Source organism: Halorubrum alkaliphilum (assembly GCF_017873815.1).
Classification (GTDB): domain Archaea; phylum Halobacteriota; class Halobacteria; order Halobacteriales; family Haloferacaceae; genus Halorubrum; species Halorubrum alkaliphilum.
Genome location: NZ_JAGGKQ010000017.1, coordinates 1 through 22,461, shown reverse-complemented (window position 1 = coordinate 22,461; position 22,461 = coordinate 1). Strand labels below are relative to the sequence as shown.

Below are 22,461 nucleotides of genomic sequence, written 5' to 3'. Positions count from 1 at the left end.
CGACGCGGCGCTCACCGCCGGCGCGAGGGAGCCCGGAACGGCGCTTGTAAGCGCCGTTCCGGCGAGGCTGGGGAGGCGTGAGGTGCGGTGCGGTTGCGGGGCGGGGTGGGACTCAAAGGGGCAGCCGCGAGGTGGTCGCAGGCGATGTAAGCACCGCAACGAGGGAGCGATAGCGACCGAGTGAGGAGCGTGGTTCGAAAGAGCGAAGCTCTTTCGTCATCACGAAAATCTCCGATTTTCGAACGACAGCGAGCGTGCGACCACCTCGCGGCTGGGGCTTTGGAGGCGTTCGCCGTCGATCCGCCAGCAACAACTTATAAGCGAGCGGCTGGGGCGTTGGAGGTGTTTCCCGCCGATCCGTAGTCAACCATTTATAAGTGAACGGCTGGGGCGTTGGAGGTGTCTACCGTCGATCACGTATAAACAAACGCCTGCGGCTTCGGAGATGGCCCCCACCGATCCGTGATGGAGTATCTATCCTCCGAACAGCCGGTCGAGGAGGACGCGCTGGATGAACCCGGACTGCTGTGTATCCGGCGGCTGTACCATCACGGCTGTACAGTCGACGCTGTCGACGAGGCGGTCGCCCGGCCGGCCGAACACCGCGCCGCGCAGCCCGCGACGCTCCGTGGTCGTGACGAGGAGGTCGGCGGACTCGGCGAACCGCGAGAGCCCCTCGATCCGGTCGTCGGTCTCCAGGATCCGCGAGTCCGTCGTGACCGTGAGTACCCGGCGGAGCTCGTCGTGGTACTCCTGGACGACCTGCCGACGCTCGTCGGAGACGCCCTCGGGCACGGTCTGGAGCAGCGACAGCGTCGCGCCGGTCTCCTCGGCGATGGCGTCGGCGACGAGCAGCTTCACCGGATCGTAGGTCCCGCTGTTCGTCGCGACCGCGATCTCGTCGGCCCCGTCGAAGCCGCGGTCCTCGACGAGCAACACGCCACACGGCGCGTTCTTCAACACGTGCTCGTTGAGCCCCTCGCCGTACAGCTCGTGGAGCTCCTCGACACGCCGTTCGAGCACGACGAAGTCCTCCTCCTCGAAGGAGGCGTACTCGACGATTGCGGGACCGACCTCCTCGGTCCGTATCTCTCGGAAGTCGACGCTCGACAGACCGCGAGCGGTCTCCGCGTCGTCCGGAACCTGCGCGACGCCGCCGTCGGGACGGGAGTCGTCGACGGGGAGCGTGCTCGCGTTCAGCGCCCACTCGGGCGCGTCGACGCGCGTCGACGTGGTGTCGCCGGCGGTGAACGCCCGGTGTGGCACCTCCGTGAACGTGCCGACGGTCACGTCACCCTGACGCAGGGCGGAGAGATCCATGCCGATACGGAGCATGTCGACGCTGGTCTCGTCGGCCGTCTCGTCGGTGACCGCGACCAGCGTGTCGTAGCGCTGCTGTTCCCCGAACAGTTCCTTGGTGCGCTCGATGGCGGCCTCGCTGACGTTCTGGCGGACACCCGTCCGAGCCGCGCCCTCGCGATCCGTCCGCGGCCGGACGTAGAGATAGAAGTACACGACGGAGACCGCGGTGATGAGCGCCGCGCCCGCGAACGGGACGAGCCCGACCTGCGTGAGCACGAGGAGGCCGCTCGCCATCCCGAAGATCTGCATCCACGGGTACAGCGGCGAGGTGAAAACGGGGTCGTAGTCGTCGACCGCGCCCTCGCGGAACCCGATCAACGCGAGGTTCACGAGGATGAAGACGAGGATCTGGAACGCGCTCCCGAACTTCGCCACCTGATCGATCGGGAGGAAGACGACCATCAGAACGATGATCCCGCCGGACAGCGAGATGGAGAGAACGGGGGTGTTGAACCGGTCGCTGACCGTCTCGAAGGCGGGCGGCGCGAGCCCGTCACGGGCCATCGCGAACGGGAACCGGGACGCCGACAGCAACCCGGCGTTCGCGGTCGACGCGAGCGCCAACAGTGCGGCCGCGACGACGGCACCCGTCCCGATCGGCCCGAGCACCTGTGCGGCGGCGAGTCCCATTATCGGCCCCTCACCGTCGGGCTGGAGTTCTCCCGCCTCGATGGCGGCCGGGATATCGACGATCCCGATCGCGACGTAGACGACCGCGACGTACAGGGCGGTGGTGAGCACGAGCGATCCGATCATCGCTCGCGGAATCGTCTTGCCGGGGTCCTTCACCTCCTCGGCGACCGCCGCGATCTTGATCACGCCCGCATACGAGATGAACACGAGCGCGGTCGCGGCGAGCAGCCCCCCGCTCCCGAAGTTAAACGCTCCCGCGGTCTGTTCGGGAGCGATATTGGGGACGCCGCCGACGATGAAGTAGCCGAGCACGACGACCATCACGCCGACGATCACGAACTGGAGGCTCCCGGCGCTCTTCGTACTCACGACGTTTATAACGGTGAAGAACACCGCCAGCGTCACGGCAAAGGGGATGATGTACTCGGCGATCCCCGGTGCGACGAACACGAGATACGGGACGCCGCCGACGAGCGCCAACGCGCCCTTGAACGAGAGCATGAACCAGTTACCGACGCCGGCGATGGTGCCTAAAAGGGGCCCCATCCCGCGCTCGACGTAGACGTACGAGCCGCCGTCCTCCGGCATCGCCGTCGCCATCTCGGAAGCGCTGAACGCCGCGGGGAGGATCAGTACGCCGGCCAGAAGGAAAGCCAAAACGACCGCCGGTCCGTCGACGGTGACGAACGCCACGCCGGGAAGAATGAACACGCCCGATCCGACCATCGCACCGATGGCGATCGCCATCGTCGAGAACAGCCCTAGATCACGTTTGAGTCCTGTTGGCACGTAGGGTCACGTCGAAACTTTCGACGAACGTCCATACCGGATATGGAGGCCTCAAAGATGTGCCTTACTAGTTAGACACGAGCCAGTGCTGCTCCCCCGAGACGATCGATCGGTCAGTCGTGGGGGTGGACCCGTTTTATCGCGGTTTCGACGTCGTCCTCGTCGCCGAGGATCGTCACCCGGTCGCCGGCCTCTAGAACGGTGTCGCCGTGGGGAACGAACGTCTCGTCGTCACGGCCGATGACGGCGATCAACACGCCCTGAGGGATCCGGGAGCCCATCTGCTGGACGGTCTTCCCCGCGAACGTCTCCGCGGTGATCGTCACCTCCTGTGCGTCGTGACCGTCGCCGAGCTGGTTCATCCAGTGGGTGAGCGTCGGCCGCTCGATCTCGTTGTCGATCGACCACGCCATCGCCGAGGAGACGTCGATGGCGCGCACGTCGAGCGCGTCGAACGCGGGAACGTTGTCGGGGTCGTTCACCCGACCGATCACCGTCTCGACGTCGAACTTGTTGCGTGCGAGCTGACAGACGAGCAGGTTCGTGTCGTCGTTCGCGGTCGCCGCGACGACCATCTTCGCGTTCTCGGCCCCGTGGTCCTCCAAAATACCGGTGTCGGTCCCGTCGCCGACGCTCGCGCGGAGCCCGTCGGACTGGAGCGACTCGACCGCTCCCGGATCCCGATCGAGGATCACGACGTTCTCGCCCCGTTTCTCCAGTCGTGTGGCGAGGGTCCGGCCGACCCGGCCCCCGCCGATGATGATGGTTTTCATCGGTTGGACGTCGAAGAACTCCGCTATCTGCCGTGCGAGCCCCGCCTGAAGGATCACCGTGACGAAGATGACGAGGAACACCGCCCCGACCAGCGTCTGCGCCTCTGCGGTCGCTCCGGTCTGTTGGAGGTCGATGGCGAACAGCGTCGCGACCGACGCCGGAATGATCCCTCGTGGTCCCACGAAGCTCAGAAAGTACCGCTCGTTCCGAGTGAACACGGACTCGCGCGCCGAGAGAAACATCACGAGCGGCCGGATCACGAGCGTCACGGCGATGACGACGCCGATCCCGCCGACCCCGAGGCTCACCAGCGCGCCGAAGTCGATGAGCGCCGCCAGCGAAATGAACACGAACGAGAGCGCCACGAGGGTGAGGTCGCGTCCGAACTTCACGACCTCTTCGCGGTGCGGAAGGTCGACGTTCCCCAACGCGACCCCCGCGGCCGCCGCCGCGGCGACCCCCGTCTCCGGCGCGATCGACTCCGCGAGCCCGTACGAGACGAACGCGCCGCCGAGCGTCACGAGCCGCACCGTGCGTTCCGCGTCGGCCCCCGGTGCGTCCAGCCGGACGAGCACGACGTACACGACGGTTGCGACGACCATGCCGACGCCGATACCGGCCACGAGCCGCGAGAGGAACCCGGTCAGCACGGTTCCCGTATCGCCCACCCCGACGACGAGCGTCTCGAACACGACGATCGCGAGGATCGCCGCGGTGACATCGTTGATTATCCCCTCGGCTTCCAGCGTCGAGGCGACGTGTTCGCGCACGTCGATGACCTGAAGGATCGGCGTTATCACGGTCGGACCGGTCGCGATCAACAGCGCCCCGATCAGGAACGCGAGTCCCCAGTCGTCGGTGAGGAAGAACTGTACGGCGAGCGCCGTTCCGAAGAACATGATCGCCGCGCCAATCGTCACCACTCGGAGGATGGATTTCGGCGCGTCGACCAGCCGCTCGCGCCTGAGATCGAAGCCGCCGTCGAAGACGATGATCGCCACTGAGAGCCCGACGACCGTCCCGAGCCCGTCCCCGAACGTGTCGAGGCTGATGAACCCGAGCCCTTCGGGACCGAGCAACACCCCGACGAGGATCAAAAAGAGGACGCTTGGAACCCTGAGTCGTGAGGAGACGACTTGGAGCGCAATCCCGATCCCGAGAATGGCTGCGATGATCGGTAGTGTCTCACTCACTATATTCAGTCCCACACGACGAACGCTTATAAACGATCGTCAATACCCGTTAGGCTCGCCCGTGAGTCCCCCGCCGATCGGCCGTCAGGCGAGGGAACTAAGCCCGTGTCCGTTCCACGTCCAGCCATGTCGCTGCTGGGACGCTACCTCGACTGGTTCCGCGAACAGGACTCGCCCGTACAGATCGGCTCGACGGTCGTGCTGTTCGCGATCCTGTTCGTGTTCGGCGTGTACACGGCAGGTATCGGCCCGGGACTGTTGATCCTTATCGTGATGATCGACCACTGGTATCGCGGGTAGCCGCTCCAGTCTCTTACTCGTCGCCGTCGACACCCCGCTCCGCGATCCGCCGAGCCGCCTCGCTTAAATCGCCGGTGTACGGCGTTGTTTCGTCGTCTGCGGCGTTCTCGCTCGTTTCGGATACGCTCCCGACTCCGCCCTCTGCCCCGCTTTTGACGGCTCGTTTGCCCTCCTCGACGCTCCCCTCGACCGCCTCGGGGCCCGCGTCCGGCGGATACTCGCGTTCGGCCGGCGGCACGAACGCCGTCTCGACCTCCCGAACCGTCTCGCGGACGGCCGGCTCGTCGAGCCGGTCCGCGTACGCCTCACGGATCAGGTCCGGCACCGCATACGTGTAGTGGCCCCGCCCGGCATGCCGGATGAGGCCCGACTTCCGGATGGGTCGGTGGCGGCTGTAGGCGTGTTCGTCGTCGCCGTCTCCGCCGGCGTCGATATGGGCTGCGACCGGGTCGCTGACGCCCTCGCGACGGTAGTGTCGGAGCATTCCACGTGAGAGGTCGGAGAGCGCCTCGATCCGCCCGCGAAGCTCCTCGATGACCGCCTCGCGAGTCCCCAGTTCGACCGCGTCGTCGAACCGGAGCGCTCCCTCGGCGACATCCGCGCGCGTCACGGGGTCGACGTCGGAGGGTTCGACGTCGGCGGGTTCGACGTCGGCGGGTTCGACGTCGGAGGCTTCGACATCGGAGGGTCCGGCGTTCCGCGAGTCGACCTCCCCGTCGTCGCCGGATCTCCCGGCCGCGTCGCCGTCGTCCGTAGCCTCGTCGCTCGATACGTCGGTTCCGTCACCGCTCTCTCCGCCTCCGTCACCCCCATCGCCGGGGTCATCGGTTTCGGCGGGGTCCGGGGACTCGCCCTCGGTTTTCGCGACCGCAACGTCGTAGTCGTCGATCCCGGCCTGTTCGCGGCGGTTCGCCGACGCGACCGACCGTCCGCCCCCACCGCGATAGGGAGCCTCGGCCTTGCCGAGCATCGCCTGTGCGAACTGGTCGGCCATGTCGCTCAGGTCCCGGGCGTCCTCCAACTCGCGTTCGAGCTGGCGGATCCGCTGGTCCTTCTTTTCCAGCTCCTGTCGGAGGTCGGCGAGCTCCGACTCGTGACGCTCTTGCTCGTCGGAGATCGACTGAAGCTCTCCGACGAGGTCGCTGGAGACCGACTTGAGCTCCGGGCGCTCGAAGTCGTCGAGCCCCGGCGTCGCGCCCGCGTCGAAGGTCCGTTTGCGATGGAACTGGATCCGACGGATCGACTCGTCCCAGTCGGTCATTAAAAAGGCCTCGCCGTCGCCTAGGTCTTCGACCGCGCTCGCGTACTTCGAGCCGAGGATGCGCCCGACGACCTTCGTGTCGTTGTCCCACGTGAGCCGGTGCCAGCAGAGCCAGTCACACTGCGTGATGAAGTCCTTTTTGACGTCGGCCGGGCGCTGGCTGATCCCGACGATCCCGAGGCCGTGTTTCCGCCCGCGTTTGCCGACCTTTATCAGCATCTTACCCGTCTCGTTCATCCCGCCGCCCTCGGGGATGTACTCGTGACACTCCTCGATGACGAGCAGGAACGGCTTTTTCAACCGTTTCTCCTTCGCGAACAGCTGTTTGACGACTTCGAGCAGGAGCTCGTTGGCCGTCTCCTCCTCCAGATAGCCGGAGACGTCGAGAATGATCGGCACGTTCTGTTCCAAGGCGAGCGTCGCGATCTTCTCGGCGTGCTCGGGCGAGACGACGATGTCGCACTCGTCGTCCGCGCCAGCGTGGAGGATCTCGTACTCCTCTTTTAAACCATAATATTCGCCGTCTACGTCGACGATGAGAAGTCCAAACGCGGAATCGAGCAGCTTCTCGGCAACGACAGAGGCAGTGTTACTTTTTCCGGACCCGGACTTACCCGTTATAAATCCTCGACCGGTGAGAAGTTCTACTACCGGGAGCGAAACGTCGTCTTCGTACTCCTGATCGACCCCGACGGATATCTGTTGTTCTTCGTCAGTCATTTTGTTTCGTATTTGGCGGTTCGACCGTGTTATGACACGAACGACACAGGGTCACGAGGTTTTCCAACGAGTTCGCGTTTTCGGGAGATTCGAACGTCCGTATCGGCGTTTCGTGATGGACATCAAGTCCGAGGTCCGTTCGTTTTCGGTGTTCCGATTGGGATATCCCACACCGTTGGCATTCGAGGTCATCCCGCTGAAGCGCTTTTCGTCTCTGTCGCGCCCAATTATCACCGTAATACTCATCCACACCACCTTTCCAGCGGTGGTGTAGCGCTCCGGACTGTGACCCAACTGACCGCGTCTCTATCCCGTGGCGGTTCAACCAGTTGTGAACGGTAGAGGGGGCACATCCGAGTTGTTCCCCTATCGCATACGTGCTCATACCGTCCGTGAGATACATCGATTCGAGTTTCGATCGGTTTTGAAGTTCGGTCGGTGTCTCCGGGTTATACGACCGGGTTGCGATGTCATGACGGTGTATCCACTCCTCCACCGCCTGCCGACTACAGTCGAGTCGTTCACCGACTTCCCTCGTCGTGAGATCCTCTTCAGTATATAATGACCGGAGTAGCTCCGCTTCCCGCCACGGTGTTTCCCCGCTCATCGTCGACGGCTCACTCGTTCGTGAATACGCATGCCGTACACACAGAGATGATCTCATACTATACTATATATACTTCACGAGCAGAGCAACCCGGCTCCGCCGTCGCGTCGCCGCCGATCCCTTCGCTGACGTCCGCGACGTGGATCGTCTCCTGCTCGTTCATACCCGTGACAGGTAGCGCCCGCGTGATAAACCATCGGCTCGACGAGGGGACGAACGCTCGACCGGTCGTCTCAACGAGAGCGGCTTATAAAAGTCGTTGCCGACAGGAATCTACCTAACAGTCGCTGTCGACGGGAGTCAGTTCGACCCCGAGCGTTCGGTCTCGGTTTCCCGGTCAGTAGTCGGGTCGGCGTCTGCTGCCCGAGCCTCCTCGTCTGACGCCTCCTCTGCGTCTTTTCGAGCCCGGTCCGCGGCGAGTTCACGGTCGATGTCGTCCTCGACGTAGTTCATGGCCTCGACGGTGACGACGTTGCCGCCGCCGGGGTCGACGACCATCACCTCCTCGCCCTCCTCGATGGTTCCCTCGATGGAGCGCGCCGAGTAATACGGGTTGAAGCCGCCGTCTTGGAGTTTTACCTGTCCGCCGCTCGTAGTCACGCGCTCCGTGACCGTCCCCATCTGTCCTTTCAGGCTGTCGCTGTCGCTGGTCTGTTGTTGGCCCTTACCGCCGTACAGATCGAACTCGTTGTAGCCGTAGAAGGCGGCCGCGCCGAAGACGAGCGTGAACACGGCCATCAGCAGGGTGAGGAGCGTCCCCGCCACGCCGAGCGTCGCCAACACCACCCCGGCGAGGCCGGCCCCGATGAGCGCGATCCCGACGACGATGAAGTTCGCACCCGGCGCGATCGCCTCGGCCATCGAGATCAGAATCCCCGCCGTCAACAACAGCAAGGGGAGGGTCTCGGGACCGAACAGGTCGGCCTGTAGGAGCACGTCCATGGACGTACCTACGGACGGGAGGTGAATAAGTTGTGGCACGACGGTCGACGGGGGCGACGGCCGGATCGGGACCGGACGCGGACCTGTTAAAACCCGAACAACAGCACGCCGACCGTGAGCGCGACGCCGACGACGACGAACGCGGCGTGTTCGAGCTCGATGGACCCGGGCTCGATGGGCTCCGTCTCGGGCGTCGCGGTGTCCTCCGTCACTCCGTCGGGACCGACATCGTCGACGTCGAAGCGCCACTCGCTTTCGCCGTCGTCGGCCTCGGCGGTGGGCACGTCGCCCGGATCCTCGCCTGTGCCCTCCGGTGTGTCGTCCGCGTCGTCACCCGCACGGGAATCCCGGACCTCGTTCGCCCGGCTTCGGACATCGTCGTCGCTGTCGCGGCTCATACGACACGGTACGAACGTTCTTAATAAAGGGCTGGTGGGTGGAGACCGAAGTCGAGCGGACTACCGCCGCCGACCGGGAGTGACGACGTCGCCGTCGTAGACGATGCCGCGCTCGCCGTCGATAGTGAGCGTCGTCCCGTCGGCGACATCGTCGGGCAGTGCCGCACCCGACACCATCGGGACTCCCAGCTCGCGGGCGACGACCGCGGGGTAGCCGGTCATGTCGGGACGGGCGTCGATGATCCCGCCGATCCGGTCCACGTCGCCGTCGAACTCGTCGTCGAACCCCTCGGCGAGCGCGAGGATCGCGCCGTCCGGGACGCCCGAGAGGTCGCCGTCAGCGGCCCGGTGGACCGGCCCCGCGACCCGCCCGGCGGCGACGGCCTTGCCGGTGACGACCGTCTCCGCCGCGACGTGGACCTTCAGGGTGTTCGTCGTGTTCGTTCCTTCCAGCTCGGTCAGCATGCCGGAGAGGACCACGAGGGTGTCGCCGGAGGCGGCCGCGCCGGTGTCGATGGCGGCGTCGACCGCGTTGTCGAGGACCGATTCCATGTCGTCGGCGTACTCGGTCGTGACCGGCTGGACCCCCCACGAGAGGGCGAGCTGGCGGCGAACGCGGTCGTTCGGGGTGGTCGCGACGACCGGCACGCCCGGACGGAACATCGCGGTCTTGCGCGCGGTGAAGCCGGACTCGGAGACCGCGACGACCGTCGACGCACCGATATCACGGGCGAGGTATCGCGCCGACCGCGCGAGCGCCTCGGTCCGGGACCCCTCGGCGGCGGCCGGGACGCGCTGTTCGCGGGTCTCGGCGTACTCCTCGCTGTTCTCGACCTCGCGGACGATCCGGTCCATCGTCTCGACGACGCGCGTCGGATGGTCGCCGATGGCCGTCTCGCCGGAGAGCATGACAGCGTCGGTTCCGTCGAGGACCGCGTTGGCGACGTCGGAGGCCTCCGCGCGGGTCGGTCGCCGCGAGTGGACCATCGAGTCGAGCATCTCCGTCGCCGTGATCACCGGGACGCCCGCGTTGACGCAGGTCCGGATGATCCGCTTTTGGATCATCGGCACGTCCTCCAGCGGGCACTCGACGCCGAGGTCGCCGCGAGCGACCATCACGCCGTCCGCGGCGTCGACGATCCCCTCCAGGTTGTCGACTGCTCCCACGCGCTCGATCTTCGCGATCACGGGGATGTCGTCGCCGCCGTACTCCTCCAGCAGGTCGGCGATCCGGTAGACGTCGTCGCCGTCGCGGACGAACGAGGCGGCGACGAAGTCGGCGTCGGCGCGGGCCGCCAGCCGGAGTTCGTCCTCGTCTTTGGGCGTGACGAGGTCGACGTCGATGTCGACGCCGGGGAGGTTGACCCCCTTTCGGGAGCCGAGTTTTCCACCGGAGACGACCGTCGCGACGACCGCGTCGCCGTCGATTCGCTCGACTCGACACTCGATCCGGCCGTCGTCGAGGAGGACGAGGTCGCCGGGGCTCGCGGCCGCAATGGAGTGTGTCAGCCCGACACGCTCGGGGGTTGCCTCGTCGCCCGGGAGGAACGTCACCTCGGTGTCGGTCACGAGCGAGATCGGGTCGTCGATCTCGGCGGTCCGGACCTCGGGGCCTTTCAGGTCGACCATCACCGCGAGGGGGTCCTCGACCGCGTCGTCGACGTCGCGGACGCGCTCGATGACCGTCTCGCGGTGGGCGGTCGTGCCGTGGCTGGCGTTCAATCGCGCGACCGACATTCCGGCGGTCGCGAGATCGCGGATCGTGTCCCGGTCGTCCGACGCGGGACCGAGGGTACAGACGATCTTTGCGTTGCGCATACTCCCGATTCAGCGGAGGCCCGGAAAAAGCCATACGGTCGAGTTGGACACGATCGAAAACGATGAATTGGTGATACGTGTGGCGTACGGGCCGAACTGAGGCCGACTCCGGGACGAGCACGCTCGTCGGAACGTGACGTGTCACTCCCGGCCAACAGATGTCAATCGGAACGAAATACCTAAAACGCTACTACTACTACACCGATGTCACAATGGACACCTCCGCCGCGAGCCGATCCGGGGACACGCTCGCGTTCGCCGCGCTCGACAGCCAGGTCAGACTCGCCATCCTCGATTCGCTGTACGAGCGAACCGTCGAACCGGGGCCGCTCGCGAGCAACGTGGCATACTCGACGATCAAATCCGACGTGGGCGTCGAGGACAGCGGCCGGTTCAGCTATCACCTGCATCGGCTGGTCGATCGGTTCGTCAGGAAGACCGACGACGGTTACCGTCTCTCCGAGCCCGGGCGCGAGGTGGTCCGACTGCGGAGACGGGGCGTTCTCAGGGAGGACGTGAGCGTCGAGGCCCAACGGATCGATACCGAATGCTACCGGTGCGGGGCGGGCGTCGAAGTGTCCTACGAGCGCGGGTACCTGACCACCCGCTGCCCGGACTGTTCGGGGTTGATCGACCACGAACTGGTTCCGAAGGGAACGCTCACCGCGCTCGCGTATCCGCCATCGGGCATCGACGGAGTCGGGATCGAGACGGCGTTCGAGCGGGCCCACGTTCTGGTCGACCAACACGTTCGGGCGATGGCGGCCGGGGTCTGCCCGGACTGTGGTCGGGACGTGACGATGACGCTCGAGTCGGCGGATCGACCCGAGCGGGCGGGCGACGAGCCGGGGGGGTCCGACCGGTTCACACACGACGGGTTGGTGAAACTCTCGTGTGACCACTGTGGGCAGCGTCGGATCACACACCCCCTTCACGCGACCGCGGATCGGGACCCCGTGGCCGGCTACTTCGCGGACCGCGGCCTCGCCCCGGGCTGGGACCGGTTCGCGGCAGTAATGGCGTGGGAGACGACGATACGTCCGGACTGTGTCGTTTTCGAGTCGCCGGACGGCGGCCGCTGGACCGTCGACGACGACCTCGCCGTGATCCGCGAGTGACCGACGACGACGTTTACCCCGCCGAGAGCACAGGGAAGGGTATGAGTGGACGCGATGCCGCGGCGTTTTACACCCGATACGCCCGCCTCTACGACCGGCTCGCGACCGACGCGCCGTTCGTCACCGGGCTCCGCGAGCGCGTCGTTGAGGCGCTCGATCCCGACCGCGGCGACGTCGTCGTCGAGATGGGATGCGGGACCGGCGCGAACCTCCCGTACCTCCGGGAGCGCGTCGGGCGTGGCGGGACCGTGATCGGTCTCGACGTCTCGGGCGGCGTCCTCGGGCGCGCACGGGAGCGCATCGAGCGAGCCGGCTGGGGGAACGTCCACGTCGCTCGCGCGGACGCGACCCGACCCCCGCTCCGTGCGCCGACCGACGCTCTCGACGGCAGCGGCCGCAACGTAAGCGACATCGACGGCCGCAACGTAAGCGACATCGACGGCCGCAACGTAAGCGACGTTGACGCGGTTCTCGCGACGTTCCTCACCGGAATGCTCGCGGATCCCGAAGGGGCCGTCGACGAGTGGTGCCGGCTCGTTGCGGACGGGGACCCGTCGGACCGAGGGGAGGCTGCTGCCGTGAGTGGTGGCCGATCGGGAGGCGGCCGGATCTGCGTCGCCGGCCTCGCACGAAGCACGGAGCCGATCGGCCGTCTCCTGAATCCTGCGTTCGCGGCCGCCGTACGGCTCGCGGCGCCTCCCGGCGGGGGCGACGGACTGCCCCGTGCGAGACGCGAACGGTCCGGAGCGGAATCGGCGGTTGCGCGGCTCGACCAGCGGGCAGTCGCCGCACACGGTCGGGTACACGAGCGGTGTCGGGACGCGAGCACGACGCGACTGCTCGGCGGATTCGCTCGGATCACGGCGGGATCCGTCGACGGGAGCTGACTCCACCGCCTGACGGCGGGACCCTTATGAATCGCCCCCTCCACCACCGAACGTATGCGTCGTCGCTCCCTGCTCGCGGCCGTGGCCGCCACGCTTCCGCCGGTCGTGACGGCCGGGTGTAGCGACGACCCGGGCGGGGAGTTCGCCGATCCGCCGGCGCGGGTCGCCGAGAGCGAACTCGTTCGGGAGCACGTCGGATCCGACGAGGAGACGGTAGCCGTCGAAGGGACGATCGAGCGCACGCGGGACGTGGAGATCTCCTACCTCGAGGTCAGAGTCGAGTTCCACGGCGACGAGGAGACGCTTCTAGACAGCACGGTCGAACAGGTCGAAGGGGTCGACGAGGGCGACAGTTGGCCGTTTCGGGTGACGTTCCCGCACGTCGGGGAGCCCGCGGCCGACGTCGTCGCCCACGACGCGGAGGTCGTTCAAAACCTCTGACATGAGCCGAGACCACGGTCGTCGCCCGAGATCGGTCACATCCCGATCGACGACACCCCTCCGGGGAGGGGGAGAGTGACGGGAGCACCGGACGACCGGCACCCCGGTGGCGATGTCGGTGACGACGCGCTTTCGGACCCGTCCGGCACCGAGCCGTCGGTCGAGACCCGCGAGGACACGACGGACACGTCGGTCCAGTCCTCGAAGGTCGCGGAGGAGACGATGGCCCAGCAGGGAACCATCACGTTCGTCGGCGAGATCCTCAAGAAGGCGTTCGGCTTCCTCGTCGTCGCGATGATAACCCGGCTCGTCAGCCCCGGCGTGTACGGGCTGTTCGTGCTCGCGACCGCCGTGTTACACCTCACACAGGTGTTCGCCAGCGCGGGGCTCCACAGAGCCATCGACTACTTCGTTCCGCAGTATCTCGACCGGGGAGAGCCGGGAAAAGCCCGGGGTGTTACCCTCCAAGTGTTCGCGCTCCTGTTGTGTACGTCGGTGGCGACGAGCGTCGCGATGTACCTCAGTGCCGACGTGTTCGCGTCCGTGTTCGACGAGCCGGGGCTCGCGACCGCGCTCCGCATGCTCGCCGTCGCGCTCCCGCTTCTCGCCGTGTTCAACGGACTCATGGCGTCGTACGGAGGAATAAAGCAACTCCGATACCGCGTGTACGTCCGCGATCTCGTTCGGCCCACCGTCCGGCTCGTCGCGACCCTCGCGCTGCTGCTCGCCGGGTTCGGACTGCTCGGCGTCGTCGGCGGGTACGTGGTCGGGCTCGCGGTCGCCATCAGCCTTGGCATCGTCCTCCTCGTCCGCCAGGACGCTCTCAGGGGAGGAACCGTCTCGTTCACTCCGACTCGGGACGTGCTCCGATACGGCGTCCCGCTCGCGCTCGCCGGCGTCATCTACGTCGTGATGGGGCAGGTCGACTACTTCGTCGTCGGCTACTTCCGCACCTCGGAGGACGTCGGGATCTACCGGATCGGTTACATGCTGGCGGCGAACCTGCTCGTCTTCTTCTCGTCGCTCGCGCCGGTGTTCAAGCCGCTGATCGCGGAGGCGCGAACCGACCGGGCGACGGTCTCCGAGCGGTACCGGACGGCGACGCGGTGGGCGCTCGGGCTGTCGCTCCCCTTCGCGGCGATACTCGCATTGGGTGCGGAGACGTATCTCGCCTTGGTGTTCACCCCGCAGTACACCGTCGCCAGCGGGGTCGTGCTCGCCTTAGTCGCCGGCTACCTCGTGAGCGTCACCGCCGGCGGTCCCGACGGGGCACTGTTACAGGGACTCGGCTACTCCCGACTCGTGTTCGTGAACACGGGGCTGTTACTCGTCGCGAACGTCGCGTTCAGCGTCACGCTCGTTCCCCGGTACGGGATCCTCGGCGCGGGGGTCGGCACCGCGCTCGCGTTGACGCTGTCGGGGATCGCCGCGCTGGCGGAGGTGTACTACTTCAAGGGTATCCATCCGTTCACGACCGAGCTTGGAGCCGTCGTCCTCGCGTGGCTCCCGGCGGTCGCGGCCGGATGGGTCGTGGTCGCGGTCGTCCCGGAGCCGATCGTCGTCGCTCTCGCGTTGCCCGTCGTCGTTCTCGTGACGTACGCCCTCGCCGGACGCGCGTTGGGTGTGTTGACGCCGCGTGACGTCGAGATCGCAGAGACCGTCCTGCCGAACCGCGTCGCGAGCCGCGTCCGTAGCCACGTCGAGACGGGCGCGAGCGACGACTGAGCAGGTAGACGACCGAGTTCGGTGCGTTGGAGAGGGGACGACCGAGTCGCTGGCTCAAATCGAGAGCGCGACCGCGGCCGACAACGCAAGGACGCCCGTCGAGAGGAGGAGGGCGTTCGCTCTTGGGTTCTTCGCGGGCGTCAGATCGAGCGTGAAGTGCGCCCCTGAGAGGGGGTGAAACGGTCGTATCCCCATCGGGGTTATGACGTCGCCGAGGAGATGTGACCAGAGCGTGACGGTCGCCACGCTCCCGATGAAGAGGGGCGTCCACGCGGGCGGGGACGCCATCACGATGCCAGCGAGGAGCGCCGTGAGGCCGCCCGCGAGGACGCCCATACCCACGGTGAACGCGAGCGTGTGAGTGGGGCCCCGATGCGGGATCGGTAAGGACTGATCGACGTCGGGGAGCGTCGCGAACGCGGCCGCGAGAACGCCAGCCGCGAGGGCCAGTTCGAACTGGCCAGCACCGAGGGCGAACGCCGCGAACGGCGCGTACGCGAGCAGCCCGAGTCCGACGTGTCCCCGCCAGTACATGTTCGATATGGGTTCATAAGGAATAAAAAGTCATCGTCGAGGCTGAGCACGTCACGCGGCCGCCCCGGACGCGGTCGATCAGTCGTCGGCGGGGGCCGGCGCGCCGCCGGTCGACAGCTGGACATCGCCGGCGTCGACCTCCAACTCGTCGAGCGCGGTCTGTGCCGCGCGCTTCCCGGAGACGAGCATCGCGCCGAACGTCGGTCCCATCCGGGGGAGACCGTAGGCGGTCGCGACCGCCATCCCGGAGGCGATCAGCCCGTCGTGGACGACGCCCGTGTGCTCGACGACGGCGTCCTCGCTCTCGCCGACCCACATCGAGTCGTGGCCGGGCGAGTCGTGGCCGGGCGCGCCGTACTCATTCTCGCCGGTCTGGTCCATCCCCGTGTTGTGCTCGTTCGCGTGCTCGATCCCGGGCGCCGAGAGGACGCCGCGCTCGTCGAGCTTGTTGATCGCGACCGCGTCGTGGCCGGTCGCGTCGATCACCAACTCGGACTCCACCGCGATCGGATCGACGCAGGTGATCTCACGCGGGAGCGCGTGGACCGGCGTCCAGTTCATCACGATCCCGCCGACGCGATGGTCCTCGCGGACGACCAGATCGGTGAACTCGGTCATGTTCTGGACGCGCGCGCCGGCGTCACAGGCGGCCTTTATTAGTCCGGAGCATGCTTCGGGGCCGGCAGCGGTGTAGAGACCGTCCACGTCATCGACCGGCTCGTAGTCGACATCGAGGTCGTCGAGGATCTCCTGTGCGGGATCCCGGACCGTCACGGTGTTCATTAAGAATCCGCCGAGCCAGAACCCGCCGCCGAGGTAGTTGTTCTTCTCGACTATCATCACCTTCACGCCGCGCTCGGCGAGTTCCTTGGCCGCCATCAGCCCGGACGGGCCGCCGCCGAGGATGATGACCTCCGACTCGGTGAAATCGAGGAACCCGTCGGTCCACTCGTTGCCGATCGCTCTCGTTACGTCCGTTTCGCTCACGTCGCTGAAGCCGTCAAATCCGTCCATACAACCTAGTAGTATTATCGAGTAGTCAAAGGTGTTGCGGTCGATGCGCGACCGTGCTTGTGAGGCGGGGAATCGGCTGTGAACACCGTTCATGTGTTTGCCTCCGCCCGAGAGGGCACCACGCGGGTCGTTGCTTCTGTGGTGCCTCCGACTCGCAGCCTTTTTATCCACGCTGGCGGTAGTGGAGTTCACTATGGCTGAGGACAAGGCACGAAGCACCGGTAGCGCGGGCCGATTCGGCGCACGCTATGGCCGCGTCGCCCGGAAGCGGGTCAAGGACATCGAAGCGGAGATGCAAAACGCGACCGTCGACGGCGACGACGTCAAGCGCGTCGGAACCGGCATCTGGGTGAACGAGGAGACCGGCGAGACGTTCACCGGTGGGGCGTACCGACCCGAAACCCCCGGCGGACGGACCGTCCGCCGGTCCATCCGCGCCGCGCTCGCCGACGAGGAATAATGAGTTACAAGTGCTCCCGCTGTAAGCGCGACGTCTCCCTCGACGAGTACGGCGGCGTGCGCTGTCCCTACTGTGGCCACCGCGTCCTCCTGAAGGAGCGCGGCGGCGGGATCCAGGAAGTCAACGTCGAGTAGTCCCTCGACGGACCCCCATACACACCCGTGACCGGCCGCACCGCCGCCAACGATGACGACCCGTCGTCGATGTCGGCCGATGGCCGCGACCACGAGACCGTTCTCGCGTTCAGCTACCGCACGGAGCGGCGCGCCCGTCTCGTCGCCGCCGCGCTCTTTCCCGAAGTGGGCGAACTCGACGAGTCGCGCTCGGCAGCGACCGTCTCCCGCGAGGACGACACGGTCCGCGTCCGAGTCGTCGCCGACGACCTCGCCGCGCTCCGGGCGGGGATCACCAGTTGGTCACGGCTGGTCGCGGTCGCCGAGCGTGTGACTGCGGACCGGACCGCCGATAGCCGCTAACGGAGCGTGCGGCCGCTGTCGGCCCGGAGCGGCCGATATCGACGCCGATCTGGGCTCGGCGGAGAAATCGGGGGTTTTTCCCTCCGGGCCGCGTCGGTTCACCCATGCAAGGGAACATGCCGCCCGAGGCACAGGAGAAGATAGAGGAACTTCAGGAGCTTCAGGAGACCGCACAGCAGGTCGCCGAGCAGAGAGAGCAGGCGCAGACCGCGCTCAACGAGTCAAAGACGGCCCTCGACGCGCTGGAGGACGTCGACGAGGACGCCGGCATGTACCGAGAGATCGGCGAGATCCTCGTCGAGACCGACTACGAATCCGCCTACGACGATCTCGAGAACAAGGTCGACTCCCTCGAAGTCCGTGCCGAGCAGCTCGAGAAACAGGAGGAGCGCGTTCAAGAGCAGTTCGACGAGCTTCAAGAGGAGCTCCAGCAGATGCTACAGGGCGGCGCGGGCGGCGGCCCGATGGGCCCCGGCGGTCCGGGCGCGGGCGGCGCGTAAGCGATCATGGGCGAGGAGCCTGACGACGCCGACCCGAGCGACGAGGAGGTCGTTCGGGCCGCCGCGGACGCCGCGGAGGGAGTCGTGTTCAAGCACTACGATCAGTCGTCGGTGACCGACCTCGATGTCACGGTCACCTTCGAGGAGGGCGTCCTCGACGTGGACGTCTACCTGAACGCCCCGGACGACCCCGATCCGGAGGTCGTCGCCGAGGCGGCCACCGAGGCCGCGGGCGACGCGGTCGACGAGCTGTTCGGGGAGTAGGCGACACGACCCGCCGATCGCCCCGCTGGGGCGGCGCTCTCGAACGACCAGCGACGGCGATCGCGGGGTTCACGAGCGACCAGCGACGGCGGCGTAAAACGGGGAGTTCAGGCAGACTCACAGATGGCGACGAAGTTCTCGAACACTTCCTCGCCGCGCTCGGTGTGGGCGACCTCCGGATGCCACTGGACGCCGTAGAGGGCCTCCTCGACGTTCGACATCGCCTCGATGCCACAGACGTCGGAGGTGGCGGTGTGGGAGAACCCCGCAGGCAGCTCCTTCACTTCGTCGGCGTGGGAGGCCCACACCCGGGTTTCGGGTGCGAGCGACCCGACGAGGGGGTCCTCGTCGTCGACGATCTCGACGTCGACGTCGGCGTAGCCGCCGTACTCTCCGCCGCCGACGCGACCGCCGCACTCGTCCGCGATCACCTGCATCCCGAGACAGATCCCGAACACCGGGACGTCGAGGTCGAGGTACTCCCGTGCGCGACCGATCCGGTCCATGTCGGGGCCGCCCGAGAGCACGACGCCGTCCGCCTCGACGTCGGCGGGCGGGGTGTCGGCGTCGACGATCTCGGTGTCGACGCCCATGTCCCGGAGCGCACGCCGTTCGAGGTGCGTGAACTGGCCGTGAAGGTCCAAAACGACGATCCGTGTCATGTCCTCGATTCGCGGGTCCGGCACAAAAACGGCTCGGAATCACCGCAGGGTCGTGACTGTTCTCTCCAATCGAAGCCGAGGGTGATCCACAGGGGTGGATCAGTTCACTCGTCGAGCGGGTCCGCCTTTGTGAACTCCCGGAGGAGCACGGTCGCGTACGAGCCGCTGGGGAGCGCGAACGCGAACCGCGGGTCGCCGTCAGCCAGCTCCACGTCGAGGTCGGTCCGAAGCAGGATCGCCCGGCGCGTTCCGGTCGAGTCGAACTCGCCCGGCAGATCGAAATCGGCCGGCTCGATCCCCGCCTCGGCGAGCACGTCCCGCTCGATCTCGCCCGGCTCGCCGTCGGCGAGCGTCGTTTCCGTCCCGACCAGCGGCGCGGTGACGAAGGCCCGACCGCGCGCACAGTGGCGCTCCATGATGGACACCTGCTCGTCGGACACGCGCTGGAGGCGGTCGACGTCGGGCGCGTACAGCGGGTCGGGCGCGTCGCCGTCGGCGAAACACGCCACGTCGCCGGCGACCGGGCGGTCGAACGGGAGCCCGCGGCGCAGTCGCTCGCTCGTGATTCGGTTGAAAAGGACCGACTGGGCTGCGTTGACGAACAGCCGCTGAAGGTTCGAGGGAACCGCCTCCAGCGCGGCGCGCCACGCCTCGTCGTCCGGCGGCGTCGACGGCTCCACGCCCGCCTCCGCCAGCCGGGAGAGCATCGAGCGCTCGAACCCGAGCTTCCGTGGGACCGCATCGAGGCAGGCGTCCCAGTCGCCGTCGCCCGTACCATCGGCGACGACGCCGGAACCGCCGCCGGGTTCGTCCTCGGATCGGTCGTTCACAGCGGTTCCGAACGCGGCGTCGACGCGGTTGCGACCCGTCCGGGTGTCGTCCGGCTCCGCGGGCGACGGGTTGCCCGCGTACAGCCGGACGGCCTCCCGGAAGTCGCCGCGAACGACCGCGAGTCCGACGCGGTGGGTGACGGGCCGAACGCTGCCGAACCGCTGCTGGCCGAAGTAGTTCGGGACCCCGACGGTCTCGGCACCGTCGACCGGCTCGGCGTCGTCCGGATCGACGTGGTCCGCGTCCCCGCCCGCGAACGCGGCGAGGTCGGCGACCACGTCGCCGACGCGGTCCTCGGCGTCCGCGACTGCGTCGGCGACCCGGATCTCGAAGGCGTTGCCGGCGAGGTCGCCGAAGGAGAGTCCGCGACCCGCCCGCCCGAGGGGTTCGATATCGACGCCGCGGATCTCGGGGAGGTCGTCGGGGTCGACGTTCCGGAGCGTGAACAGCTGGGTCGTCACCGCGCGTTTGTCCTTCGTGCCGGCCCACGAGACGCGCTCGCGGCTCATCTCCAGCGCGTCGGAGATCCGCTTCGCGAAGTCGTTCGTGTCCCAGTTTCGGAGCGTGGCGCGAACGACCAGCTCCGGGTACGGGCCGCGGTCCGCGCCGAGCGGCTCCGGCTCGAACGCCTCCAGCTCCGTGACGCGGAAGTCGTCGGGGCGCTCGCGGAGATACCCGCCGATCCCGTCCGCGTCGCTGACGTAGTATTCCATCCCGACTGCGCGCTCGACCGGGTGAGAGGATCTGAGCCCGTCGCGAGGGGCCGCGTCGTCGTCTGCCATTCAGTAGAGGGGCAACTCCCCGGTGACGCGGTCGATCGTCTTCTCGCGGGCTGGACCGACCGCGAGGGCCGTGACAGTGCCCGGTTCCAACTCGGTGTGACCGGCGTCGCGGATGACGGCGTACGGGATCCCCTCCGTCTCGGCCTTGTCGGCAAGTTCGAAGAGCTGGCTCTCGGAGTCCGCGCCGAGTACGACCTTCTTTTGTCCGGATCCCTTCCACTTCTTGCGCGCCCGGCGACCCGTGTCCTCGTACGCCGACAGCGACGCGTGCGCGACCTGCGCGGCCAGTTTCCCCTCGCCCATGCCGAGGTCGCGGCGGGCGACGATAGCCTGCTTCATACCGAGTCAATCGCCGCCGCGGGTATATCTCTGTTCTCTCCACCCGACTTCGTCGAAACCCAAGAGAGGATACTTTCGCGCACCGACTGCTCAGCACGAACACAGGATGGCGATAGCAAGAGTAAGTTGCTCATATCGATGGCGACGAGATCGTATTTAAAAGTCCCTGTTGAAATCCTCAATGAGTGATAGGTTTCGGGCGTCGTGCGAGATACAGAGGGTATATCTCCCAAACCCGTAATAAATAGTTCTCGGTAATCTCATCGAAATTCGTAATTACGCCCAGTCGTGGCCGTCGAGGCCTTCGTAGTGTTTCAGACGACTGTCGATCTCCCATGCCTCCCAGCCACATTCGTGATAAAGGACGTCGGCGAGTTTGTCGAAGTTGCTCTTGTTGAGTTCGATTCCGCGCTTTCCGCGGTAGGTGATGTAGGGTTCGCTCCGTAGATCGGCGTAGACTTCACGAGCGGTCGGGTAGTCGCCGTCGATTGCTGAGAGATTCAGGAGATCTTCCTGCGAGATCGGCGTACCCCACTTGTGTTTCGCTATCATCGTCGCCAAGAGGGCGCATTTCACCGACGGCTTCTCCATGATAAGGAAATGAACCCACTTCACATAAATTCTGTTAATGACGGTTAACAGTAGTGGAAACACCTATAAACACAGGCGCATTGTATCTCTGTATGAGCAGCATGGAGCGCGCGGCCGACCGCGGGGAGAAAAAGGAACTCCGGAAGGAACACCCCAGCGGGTGGCTTTACCTCACGCAGCACGACGCCATCCCGATCCTCGTAGACGCGTTGCTCGATCTCCCGCCGAACCGCGAGTTCAACAAAACCGAACTCGCTGAGCACGCTGGCGTCACCCGCCAGACTGTGGGCAACTACACCGACCTTCTCATCGAGGTCGAACTCATCGAGGAAGTCCCGAACACGTCCCCTTGCCGGTACCGGGTTGCGGATAGCGACGTTGTCCGTGAGCTCTTCGAGCTGAACAGCGCACTCAACAACGTCGGTGAGTAGGCAGGGGTAGTTCACCTCGTGCTGCATTCGTGCCCTGCATTCAGCACGCACCTCTTATCACCTCCAGAGGATTTAAACAAAGCTGAAACATCTGGTATCACATCATTTACTTATAAACCGCCGCCAGCAACACCGCTCTCTCGCTTATAAACGCCACCCTCTCAGTATATTCGATCTACTCCCCCTACCGATTGAGAAACACACCACAATGAACGGTCGTTTTCAGACGCTCGACACCTGAAAAGTAGATCTGAGGGAGGCTCCCTACCGGAGACGATCGCACTCGACTGACGGTTCGGTACGCCGATGGGGTCTTACTACACCTACCTCGTCCCCGATCCGGACTCCGACACGCCCCACGTGATATGGTCCCACGTGCGCTCGTACAGATAGTACGTCCCGGTTTTCAGCAGGTTCGTGACGATCCCGATGTTCACCGCATCCCCGACGTCGCCGACGATGAGCCACGCGACGACGACCGTGATCGTCACCATGAACAGTCGATAACAGAGCGTCAGTACCTCACAAAGCCGGTTAGTTAGAACGTCTGCTTGCTGTGAATGTGACCAAACACCAGCAGCAAGCAGACAGTGAACTCCACGAAGACCA

At 66.2% G+C, this 22,461-nt stretch carries 25 protein-coding genes; 11 read left to right on the top strand and 14 right to left on the bottom strand.

Annotated elements, in window-relative coordinates:
• Positions 1-474: 474 nt before the first annotated feature.
• Together J2751_RS10875 and J2751_RS10870 are read right to left on the bottom strand one after the other, a co-directional pair.
• Positions 475-2,784 carry an APC family permease gene (locus J2751_RS10875; RefSeq protein ID WP_321168710.1) on the bottom strand — a complete coding sequence of 770 codons (2,310 nt, stop codon included), beginning with the start codon at positions 2,782-2,784 and terminating at the stop codon, positions 475-477.
• A gap of 113 nt (positions 2,785-2,897) precedes the next feature.
• Complete coding sequence (locus J2751_RS10870) at positions 2,898-4,751, bottom strand: cation:proton antiporter domain-containing protein (RefSeq protein ID WP_321168708.1); 1,854 nt, start codon at positions 4,749-4,751, stop codon at positions 2,898-2,900.
• Positions 4,752-4,877: 126 nt separating this feature from the next.
• Between J2751_RS10870 and J2751_RS10865 the strand changes: the two genes are divergently transcribed.
• Complete coding sequence (locus tag J2751_RS10865) at positions 4,878-5,051, top strand: hypothetical protein (protein WP_209485967.1); 174 nt, start codon at positions 4,878-4,880, stop codon at positions 5,049-5,051.
• A gap of 13 nt (positions 5,052-5,064) precedes the next feature.
• On the opposite strand, the gene J2751_RS10860 is transcribed toward J2751_RS10865, so the two are convergent.
• From J2751_RS10860 to pyk, 5 genes are all read right to left on the bottom strand, one after another.
• On the bottom strand, positions 5,065-7,032 hold the full coding sequence (locus J2751_RS10860; RefSeq protein WP_209485965.1) for a helicase HerA domain-containing protein: 1,968 nt from the start codon (positions 7,030-7,032) through the stop codon (positions 5,065-5,067).
• Complete coding sequence (locus J2751_RS15870; RefSeq protein WP_394357386.1) at positions 7,025-7,435, bottom strand: HNH endonuclease; 411 nt, start codon at positions 7,433-7,435, stop codon at positions 7,025-7,027. Before J2751_RS15870 ends, J2751_RS10860 begins: the two co-directional genes overlap by 8 nt.
• Before the next feature lie 504 nt (positions 7,436-7,939).
• Positions 7,940-8,581, bottom strand: a complete 642-nt coding sequence (locus J2751_RS10850) for an NfeD family protein (RefSeq protein ID WP_209485959.1) — start codon at positions 8,579-8,581, stop codon at positions 7,940-7,942.
• A gap of 86 nt (positions 8,582-8,667) precedes the next feature.
• Positions 8,668-8,979 carry a DUF7312 domain-containing protein gene (locus tag J2751_RS10845; RefSeq protein ID WP_209485958.1) on the bottom strand — a complete coding sequence of 104 codons (312 nt, stop codon included), beginning with the start codon at positions 8,977-8,979 and terminating at the stop codon, positions 8,668-8,670.
• Between the two features lie 60 nt (positions 8,980-9,039).
• Positions 9,040-10,797: a pyruvate kinase gene (pyk, locus tag J2751_RS10840; RefSeq protein ID WP_209485955.1), complete on the bottom strand. Its 1,758-nt coding sequence runs from the start codon at positions 10,795-10,797 to the stop codon at positions 9,040-9,042.
• 158 nt (positions 10,798-10,955) lie between these two features.
• On the opposite strand from pyk, the gene J2751_RS10835 reads away from it, so the two are divergent.
• The 4 genes from J2751_RS10835 (at position 10,956) to J2751_RS10820 (ending at position 14,968) form a co-directional block, all read left to right on the top strand.
• Entirely contained in the window at positions 10,956-11,915 is a 960-nt protein-coding gene (locus J2751_RS10835) for a DUF7351 domain-containing protein (protein WP_209485953.1), read from the top strand.
• 41 nt (positions 11,916-11,956) lie between these two features.
• Entirely contained in the window at positions 11,957-12,802 is an 846-nt protein-coding gene (locus tag J2751_RS10830) for a class I SAM-dependent methyltransferase (protein WP_209485951.1), read from the top strand.
• 54 nt (positions 12,803-12,856) lie between these two features.
• A complete protein-coding gene (locus J2751_RS10825; RefSeq protein WP_209485949.1) occupies positions 12,857-13,243 on the top strand; it encodes an FxLYD domain-containing protein in 387 nt (128 codons plus the stop codon).
• Between the two features lie 222 nt (positions 13,244-13,465).
• Positions 13,466-14,968 (top strand): flippase, encoded by a 1,503-nt coding sequence (locus tag J2751_RS10820; protein ID WP_209486028.1) that lies wholly within the window; start codon positions 13,466-13,468, stop codon positions 14,966-14,968.
• Positions 14,969-15,022: 54 nt separating this feature from the next.
• Here the strand turns inward: J2751_RS10820 and J2751_RS10815 are convergent, their stop codons facing one another.
• Together J2751_RS10815 and J2751_RS10810 are read right to left on the bottom strand one after the other, a co-directional pair.
• Positions 15,023-15,502: a metal-dependent hydrolase gene (locus J2751_RS10815; RefSeq protein WP_209485948.1), complete on the bottom strand. Its 480-nt coding sequence runs from the start codon at positions 15,500-15,502 to the stop codon at positions 15,023-15,025.
• Positions 15,503-15,580: 78 nt separating this feature from the next.
• Positions 15,581-16,516, bottom strand: coding sequence for a sulfide-dependent adenosine diphosphate thiazole synthase (locus tag J2751_RS10810; protein WP_209485946.1), 936 nt, complete (start codon positions 16,514-16,516; stop codon positions 15,581-15,583).
• A 193-nt stretch (positions 16,517-16,709) separates the two neighbouring features.
• Between J2751_RS10810 and J2751_RS10805 the strand changes: the two genes are divergently transcribed.
• From J2751_RS10805 to J2751_RS10785, 5 genes are all read left to right on the top strand, one after another.
• A complete protein-coding gene (locus J2751_RS10805; protein ID WP_149783657.1) occupies positions 16,710-16,976 on the top strand; it encodes an eL43 family ribosomal protein in 267 nt (88 codons plus the stop codon).
• Positions 16,976-17,110: a DNA-directed RNA polymerase subunit P gene (locus tag J2751_RS10800; RefSeq protein ID WP_209485945.1), complete on the top strand. Its 135-nt coding sequence runs from the start codon at positions 16,976-16,978 to the stop codon at positions 17,108-17,110. Before J2751_RS10805 ends, J2751_RS10800 begins: the two co-directional genes overlap by 1 nt.
• A gap of 69 nt (positions 17,111-17,179) precedes the next feature.
• The gene (locus tag J2751_RS10795; RefSeq protein ID WP_209486026.1) at positions 17,180-17,452 is read left to right on the top strand and encodes a KEOPS complex subunit Pcc1; all 273 of its coding nucleotides are present in this window, start codon (positions 17,180-17,182) and stop codon (positions 17,450-17,452) included.
• 116 nt (positions 17,453-17,568) lie between these two features.
• A complete protein-coding gene (locus tag J2751_RS10790; protein ID WP_209486024.1) occupies positions 17,569-17,952 on the top strand; it encodes a prefoldin subunit beta in 384 nt (127 codons plus the stop codon).
• A 6-nt stretch (positions 17,953-17,958) separates the two neighbouring features.
• Positions 17,959-18,216, top strand: coding sequence for a DUF3194 domain-containing protein (locus tag J2751_RS10785; RefSeq protein ID WP_209485944.1), 258 nt, complete (start codon positions 17,959-17,961; stop codon positions 18,214-18,216).
• Positions 18,217-18,323: 107 nt separating this feature from the next.
• Here J2751_RS10785 and J2751_RS10780 read toward each other — a convergent pair whose 3' ends face one another.
• The 4 genes from J2751_RS10780 to J2751_RS10765 form a co-directional block, all read right to left on the bottom strand.
• The gene (locus J2751_RS10780) at positions 18,324-18,878 is read right to left on the bottom strand and encodes a GMP synthase subunit A (protein WP_209485943.1); all 555 of its coding nucleotides are present in this window, start codon (positions 18,876-18,878) and stop codon (positions 18,324-18,326) included.
• A gap of 104 nt (positions 18,879-18,982) precedes the next feature.
• Positions 18,983-20,491, bottom strand: a complete 1,509-nt coding sequence (gene truD / locus J2751_RS10775; RefSeq protein WP_209485942.1) for a tRNA pseudouridine(13) synthase TruD — start codon at positions 20,489-20,491, stop codon at positions 18,983-18,985.
• Entirely contained in the window at positions 20,492-20,830 is a 339-nt protein-coding gene (pth2, locus tag J2751_RS10770) for a peptidyl-tRNA hydrolase Pth2 (RefSeq protein WP_209485940.1), read from the bottom strand.
• Between the two features lie 276 nt (positions 20,831-21,106).
• Positions 21,107-21,421 (bottom strand): hypothetical protein, encoded by a 315-nt coding sequence (locus tag J2751_RS10765; RefSeq protein ID WP_209485938.1) that lies wholly within the window; start codon positions 21,419-21,421, stop codon positions 21,107-21,109.
• A gap of 92 nt (positions 21,422-21,513) precedes the next feature.
• Between J2751_RS10765 and J2751_RS10760 the strand changes: the two genes are divergently transcribed.
• Entirely contained in the window at positions 21,514-21,852 is a 339-nt protein-coding gene (locus tag J2751_RS10760) for a hypothetical protein (protein ID WP_209485935.1), read from the top strand.
• 323 nt (positions 21,853-22,175) lie between these two features.
• On the opposite strand, the gene J2751_RS15535 is transcribed toward J2751_RS10760, so the two are convergent.
• Positions 22,176-22,370, bottom strand: a complete 195-nt coding sequence (locus J2751_RS15535; protein ID WP_345777155.1) for a DUF2061 domain-containing protein — start codon at positions 22,368-22,370, stop codon at positions 22,176-22,178.
• Between the last annotated feature and the right edge of the window lie 91 nt (positions 22,371-22,461).

Coding starts and splice junctions, on each gene's coding strand:
- J2751_RS10865 (WP_209485967.1), top strand. CDS start 4,878: ATGTCGCTGCTGGGACGCTACCTCGACTGGTTCCGCGAACAGGACTCG.
- J2751_RS10860 (WP_209485965.1), bottom strand. CDS start 7,032: ATGACTGACGAAGAACAACAGATATCCGTCGGGGTCGATCAGGAGTAC.
- J2751_RS15870 (WP_394357386.1), bottom strand. CDS start 7,435: ATGTATCTCACGGACGGTATGAGCACGTATGCGATAGGGGAACAACTC.
- J2751_RS10850 (WP_209485959.1), bottom strand. CDS start 8,581: ATGGACGTGCTCCTACAGGCCGACCTGTTCGGTCCCGAGACCCTCCCC.
- J2751_RS10845 (WP_209485958.1), bottom strand. CDS start 8,979: ATGAGCCGCGACAGCGACGACGATGTCCGAAGCCGGGCGAACGAGGTC.
- pyk (WP_209485955.1), bottom strand. CDS start 10,797: ATGCGCAACGCAAAGATCGTCTGTACCCTCGGTCCCGCGTCGGACGAC.
- J2751_RS10835 (WP_209485953.1), top strand. CDS start 10,956: ATGTCAATCGGAACGAAATACCTAAAACGCTACTACTACTACACCGAT.
- J2751_RS10830 (WP_209485951.1), top strand. CDS start 11,957: ATGAGTGGACGCGATGCCGCGGCGTTTTACACCCGATACGCCCGCCTC.
- J2751_RS10825 (WP_209485949.1), top strand. CDS start 12,857: ATGCGTCGTCGCTCCCTGCTCGCGGCCGTGGCCGCCACGCTTCCGCCG.
- J2751_RS10820 (WP_209486028.1), top strand. CDS start 13,466: ATGGCCCAGCAGGGAACCATCACGTTCGTCGGCGAGATCCTCAAGAAG.
- J2751_RS10815 (WP_209485948.1), bottom strand. CDS start 15,502: ATGTACTGGCGGGGACACGTCGGACTCGGGCTGCTCGCGTACGCGCCG.
- J2751_RS10810 (WP_209485946.1), bottom strand. CDS start 16,516: ATGGACGGATTTGACGGCTTCAGCGACGTGAGCGAAACGGACGTAACG.
- J2751_RS10805 (WP_149783657.1), top strand. CDS start 16,710: ATGGCTGAGGACAAGGCACGAAGCACCGGTAGCGCGGGCCGATTCGGC.
- J2751_RS10800 (WP_209485945.1), top strand. CDS start 16,976: ATGAGTTACAAGTGCTCCCGCTGTAAGCGCGACGTCTCCCTCGACGAG.
- J2751_RS10795 (WP_209486026.1), top strand. CDS start 17,180: ATGTCGGCCGATGGCCGCGACCACGAGACCGTTCTCGCGTTCAGCTAC.
- J2751_RS10790 (WP_209486024.1), top strand. CDS start 17,569: ATGCCGCCCGAGGCACAGGAGAAGATAGAGGAACTTCAGGAGCTTCAG.
- J2751_RS10785 (WP_209485944.1), top strand. CDS start 17,959: ATGGGCGAGGAGCCTGACGACGCCGACCCGAGCGACGAGGAGGTCGTT.
- J2751_RS10780 (WP_209485943.1), bottom strand. CDS start 18,878: ATGACACGGATCGTCGTTTTGGACCTTCACGGCCAGTTCACGCACCTC.
- truD (WP_209485942.1), bottom strand. CDS start 20,491: ATGGCAGACGACGACGCGGCCCCTCGCGACGGGCTCAGATCCTCTCAC.
- pth2 (WP_209485940.1), bottom strand. CDS start 20,830: ATGAAGCAGGCTATCGTCGCCCGCCGCGACCTCGGCATGGGCGAGGGG.
- J2751_RS10765 (WP_209485938.1), bottom strand. CDS start 21,421: ATGGAGAAGCCGTCGGTGAAATGCGCCCTCTTGGCGACGATGATAGCG.
- J2751_RS10760 (WP_209485935.1), top strand. CDS start 21,514: ATGAGCAGCATGGAGCGCGCGGCCGACCGCGGGGAGAAAAAGGAACTC.